This window comes from Thermomonas hydrothermalis (genome assembly GCF_900129205.1).
Classification (GTDB): domain Bacteria; phylum Pseudomonadota; class Gammaproteobacteria; order Xanthomonadales; family Xanthomonadaceae; genus Thermomonas; species Thermomonas hydrothermalis.
On the sequence record NZ_FQUK01000066.1, the window covers coordinates 1 to 5,540 of the forward strand.

3 protein-coding genes and 1 pseudogene are annotated in these 5,540 nt (G+C 61.5%); 2 read left to right on the forward strand and 2 right to left on the reverse strand.

Translation table 11 applies throughout. The features are described 5' to 3' along the window. Together BUA29_RS11540 and BUA29_RS11925 are read right to left on the reverse strand one after the other, a co-directional pair. On the reverse strand, positions 1-2,642 hold a 2,642-nt coding region (locus BUA29_RS11540; protein ID WP_072756672.1), incomplete at its 3' end, for an RHS repeat domain-containing protein. Continuing rightward, positions 2,617-4,065 carry an RHS repeat domain-containing protein gene (locus BUA29_RS11925; RefSeq protein WP_084602479.1) on the reverse strand — a complete coding sequence of 483 codons (1,449 nt, stop codon included), beginning with the start codon at positions 4,063-4,065 and terminating at the stop codon, positions 2,617-2,619. The genes BUA29_RS11925 and BUA29_RS11540, both read right to left, overlap by 26 nt. 385 nt (positions 4,066-4,450) lie before the next feature. On the opposite strand from BUA29_RS11925, the gene BUA29_RS12565 reads away from it, so the two are divergent. Both BUA29_RS12565 and BUA29_RS12480 read left to right on the forward strand, forming a co-directional pair. Next, positions 4,451-4,669 (forward strand): transposase, encoded by a 219-nt coding sequence (locus BUA29_RS12565; RefSeq protein WP_425443782.1) that lies wholly within the window; start codon positions 4,451-4,453, stop codon positions 4,667-4,669. A gap of 706 nt (positions 4,670-5,375) precedes the next feature. Continuing rightward, positions 5,376-5,540 (forward strand): annotated as a pseudogene (locus tag BUA29_RS12480) (ISL3 family transposase); the annotation flags it as partial.

Here is a 5,540-nt window from a genome sequence, read left to right on the forward strand (position 1 = left end):
CCCCCCGCCAACCCAATCGGGTCACTCTGCAGATACCGCCCCGCCTCGGCCAGGTACTCGCGGTAGCCGTTGTGCCACAGGCCCGACTCAGTGTCGTAGTACTGCCCCGGGAACCCAAGATTCAACCCGCCAACGCCATCCTGCGTCACCGTGCGATCGAAGGCCCAGGTGTTCGCCTTCCACACTACCGCCTTGCTGCCGTTCGTCGCCAGCTGCGGCCGGCCCAGGTGGTCGGTGTGCAGGTAATACAGCTGATTATTGCGCACCAGTGCAATGGGTTCGCTGCCGTTGTAGAGGTAGCTGGTCCACTGGCCGTTGGTATTCTCAGCCAGCAGCTGACTGAAGCCACCATACACATAGCGGCTTGAACCGCTGGGGGTGCGCTTGGCCACCCGCTGGTCCAATGCGTTCACCGTGTACCACGTGGTCGCCCCCTGTGCCGTATGCTGCGCCAGCCGACCAAACGGATCATACCCCAGGGTATGCCTTACCCCGGCGCTGTCCGTGTACGCCGTCACCGACCCGTTGGCGTCGTAGCTCAACCCCCACCCCTGGCCGTTGCGGATCACCTGCAGCAGCCGGTTGCTGTCCCCCGCCAGCACATACCGAATGCTCCCCGCCGGCAGGGTATCGTCCTGCTGCGTCCGGTTGCCCACCGCATCGTAGGCATACGTGCTCACGTTGCCGCCCGCCAACGCAGCGCTGGTCAGCCGGCCCAGCCCGTCATAGCCGTACCGCTGGGTCAGCGCCGCCTGCACCCCGTGGGTGATCGCCGTGATCCGGTTCGCCACGTCATACCCATAGGTCAGGCTCTGCAGCGGGCCCGAGACGTCACTGGTGCTGATCCCCGTCAGCCGGCCGCTGCCATCGTAGTTGCGGCCACCGCTCAGCCCGTTGCCATACTGCACCATCGTCGCAGGGCCAAAGGCACGATACTCCCCATACGCCACCACCGGCATCGTGACGCCGTTGACCGTGGCCGTGATCTGCCACAGATGCCCATCGGCATAGCCATACCCCACGCGCACGCCGCTGGGATACTGGATCCCCGTCAGCCGCTGCATGCCGTCGTAGCTGTAGGTGGTGGTGTCGGTGGCACCGTTGACGCTGTCCTGCCGGGTCGCCACCTGCCCCCACGGGGTATAGGTGAACCGGGTCGTGGTCGCCGTGCCGCCCGTCGTGGTCGCCTGACACAGCTGCCCCTTGCCATTGCCGCAGCTGTCATAGGTGAACGTGCGCACCTGCCCGCCACTCGCCACGGTCGCCAGCCGCCCCAGGGCGTCGTAGGTATACGTCGTCACACTGCCGTCCGCCCGCTGCAGCTGCGTCTGCTGCCCCACGGCGTTGTAGGTCAACCGGGTTGTCCCGGTGTCCGGACTGGTCTGGCTCAACAGATTGCCCAGACCGTCATACACATACTGCGTGACCAACCCGCGCGGATCGATCACCTGACTGATCTGCCCCAGCGGCGTGTAGCTGGTCCAGGTCGTGCCGCCCATCGCATCCGTGATCCGGTTGCGCCGCCGCTGCCGGTCATAGCCATATGTGGTCTGGTTGCCCAGCGCATCGGTCTCGGCATCCAGGTCGCCATTGGCGTTGTAATGGTAGGTCACCCGCTGGCCATTGCTCCCGCGGCGCGCACTGAGAAATCCGGACGTGTCGTAATCCAGATAGGTGGTGGTCTGGATCACCGAGATCCGCGTGGGCCCGCCACAATCGGAAGGGTCGACCGGATCACACACCCACATCCCCATCCCGTCTCCGGGTTGTGAGGACAGCAGCGTGGCAGGCCCCACCGCCCGGGAGTATTCAAGCCCGGTTTCGATCTTGGTGACCTGACTCAGCAGGTTGTATGTATAGCGCTCAAATGCCGTCGGCGGCTCCAGGCCGTCCTTGGCGTACGACGAATACAGCTCGTCACGGGAGACTTGAACCAGGCGATCGAAGTTGTCGTAGTCATAGCGAACGGCAACCCCATCCGGCGTGGTGACACTGCTCAGACGCCCACGCGCATCATAGCTGTAGGTCGTGGTCTGATAAGCCCCGGCATCGTATCGTTTTTCGGTCAATACCTGACCACGGGCGTTGTAGGTGTACCAGGTCACCCCACCGTTGGGATTGGTGACCTTGCCCGGCAACCCGAGTGCATTGTAATCCTCATAGCGGGTGACATGCCCCAGACTGTTGGTCACGGTCAACAGGTTGCCCGCCGTATCGTACGTCTTGGTGACCGCATCCCCGGTGCCGGGCAAGGGGCCGTCCACCGTCATGCTTGCCACCAGACCATTGGGATGGAGGGTGTAGTCGTACGAAGTCACCAGGGTGCCGACCGTGCCGCCACCGTAATTGGTCACCGCAACGCTTTTCAGCAGACGCCTGCGACTGTCGTCGTCTGGATAATAGGTGTAGGTGGTGGTGTTCAAAAGCTGGTTGGTACTGGCCGCAAACACCCTGACCTCGTTCAGACGGGTCTTGTATGTGGTATCCCACACATACTGGGTGATCTGGCTCTGGTCGGTTTCCCCATTCAAACCGATTCCGGTCACCTTCTGGATCAGACGACCGTCGTCATCGTAGCTGTAATCGGTCGTGACCCCGTATGCATCCACCTCATAATCAACATTGCCCTTGCTGTCGTACATGGTGTCGCGCGCGGCCGCCGCACAGGTGGGCGAAGGGGGGGCGCCGCACGCCGGTCACAATCTTGCGACCATCCACATTCGTCAGCAGGTAACGGGTTGTCTGCCCCAGCGCATTGGTGACTTCGGTATATTCGCCCGTTGCATCGGTGCCGTATTTAAACTGGCTCCGTTCAACGCCACCCTCCAGGCCTGACCAGGCAACCCGGCCATCCGGATAATAGGCATAGCGGGAGTACCGCACGCCATTAATGGAAATTCCGGTCAGACCGCCCGGTTGATTTGCATCCTCATAATGGTAGGTCCGGGTACCCAGGTTGTCCGGGTACACGACGCCGGCAAGGTAGCCAGCAGTGGTGTAGCTATAGCGGTAGATTTTGCCATTCGGCGCAGTGATGGCCGCCACCTTGTCGCCCGCCCACGACAACGCCAGCGAGCGCCCCGACGAATGCGTCACGGTCGCCAGCTGGTTGCTGGCGTTATAGCCATAGGTCAACCCGACGCCACGCGGATCGGACACTTTGAGCGGACGCCCATAGGCATCGTAAAGCTCGCTTGACCCATCCTTGAGGGTCAACAACCAGCCAGAACCGGATGCAGTGAGGGTAGCCTCATCCCCACTCACCCAACGACCATCAGATGCCGCGGTGAACTTCCAGGCAAACCCACTGCTGCGATTTGCATAAATTGCATCAAGGGCGGCACCGCCTGTCGCGCAGCTTTCAATCCGATCCAATCTGCCGTGGCACTGCAACGATCCATATTGGAAGCTCAACGTCCTTTCCAGGCTTGACGCCCAACGCGGCCCGAATATCCCAGTACGGACAAGCGATTTGTCGTAATTTCTGGCGACAACCAATGGATATTCATCGTACGAAGGCACGATAAAATCCATTTCATCCAGAACCTTGTTGCCCGTCGCAATAATAACAGGCTTGTCGGTTTTCTGGGGCGTCTTACCCTTATTGCAATCCGGTTCCACCGCATTAACTAAGGCATCTCGAGAATTGGCCTTATCCGTCGTCACGCGATCAAAGCCACCCCCGCCGTACCACCTGTCGAGATATTGATCAAACCTTTTCTCTTGCCTCGCCAAGCCCCCATACCCAAAATCAAGCGAAGTATAATATTGATAGCAATGCCTCTTCGCCGCCTGAACAACTACAGTGCCATCCGCCTTAACATAGGAGTATTCCGGAGAAATTTCCACACACACTTGAATCATAGCCATCGCTTTACCGCTGGCCAAAAACATAGCCACCAGCACCGCGAACAGACGCAGCCCCTTCCCGATCGACCACATTGACAACTTCTCTCCCTTTTGCTTGTTGCGCGCACCGCATTGCACGATGCGATTTACCCCCCATTTTTCATATGATGCCCAACAAAACCGACGCCTGACAAGCACACCGTCCGCAGCACCCATCGCCTCACCCGGCTGCCAGCCGCACTCCAGCGGCAGCCACCTGGGCGAACGAGAACCCCTCTTTGTCTAGCGTCAGACCGTGACCCTGCCGAAGCCCGCAGGGCTATCCGCAATCCCTTGCCCAGCGACTACAAACCGGGCCCGGTATAACGCCGCGCCGTGCTTTGGCCCCTTCCCTCTGGTGAAGCTGGCCAACGAAGCGCTGGAGACGGTGCGGCGGGACGAGGTCGGCACGTTGCCCGCCATCAGCGCACGCGCTGGCGCAAGAATGCCGCCGACTGGATCCAGGCCGAGGTCGATCTGCACGGGTTGCACATGACGCACTGCCGCATGGCGCGAGCCTAGCAGCGCTGCGCGACATCCTGGTCTGACGCCGTTCAAGCGACTGGCGAAGACCGTTCAGACCCACAGCGACGGCATCCGCAACAGGCTGGCTGCAGGCCACTCGAACGCCCGGGCCGAATCCATCAGCGCCGCGATCCAGGCCGCCATCGCCAGGGCGTGCGGGTTCCGCACCTTCGAGCACTTGCGCACCCTCATCGACCTCACCCGCGGCGCTCTGAAGCTGACGGCATCGCCCGTTGCCGGACGGGCAACACGATAGGCCGGGTAGTGTCATCCACACGGAACGTCACAGCCCCCGCCGTTCTCCGTTCTCGGTCGCCTGCGCCTGAGCAGACGAAAACCGCAACCGCCCACCCTTGAACCCGCGAAAACAGCCGAATTCGGCACTTGCACGCTCAAGAGATCACCAGAGAACAGAGAGAGAAAAACGGCGGAATGCGCGCCTGGAACGGCGACTTCAGGAGCGGCGCGCTCAAGAGGCCAAGGCCGAAAACCGCGCCAACACTGGCGCTCCAGACAAAAAAATCCCAACCGGATAAGGGTTGGGATTTTGGGTATTGGTGGTGCAGTCAACCACCGATTTCGAACTCATTTTCCAAACCCCTGCGCAATCCTTCGGGCCAGTGCGGAAAGTTTCGGGCGTTTGTCCGTTTCACGCCGCCCCCGCAGGAGCACGCTGTAGCCCCGCTGCTCACGGTCTCACTGGATTTCAGCGTCATCGTTCGGCCAATGCCTCGACAGATCCATACTGTCGTGAAGCAGGCGGAGCACCTCGATGACTCGCCCCGGGGCAACCCGGAACACGACGAAGTGACGGCCCTTTCTGCCCTGGGCTCTTCGTCATTTCGTGTGGAACCCAACAGTCACAATGACTCCTGGTCGTCGAGCCCGGTGGGCATGTGTGCAGGCCGCTGGCCGGCCTGTGCACATGTCCACCGGGCGGGTTTGAGCAGGAGGATGAGTCCATGGGCATTGCCGTAGAAGCTCTGTTCACCAGCGCGCTGGGCTTGCAGCCGCCGTGGGTCGTCGATGACGTCAGGCTCGACACCGCCAAGCGGCGTATCGACTTCGAGATCGGCTGCCACACCAGCAGGCTCGCCTGCCCGGCATGCGGTGCGGCCACGCAACCG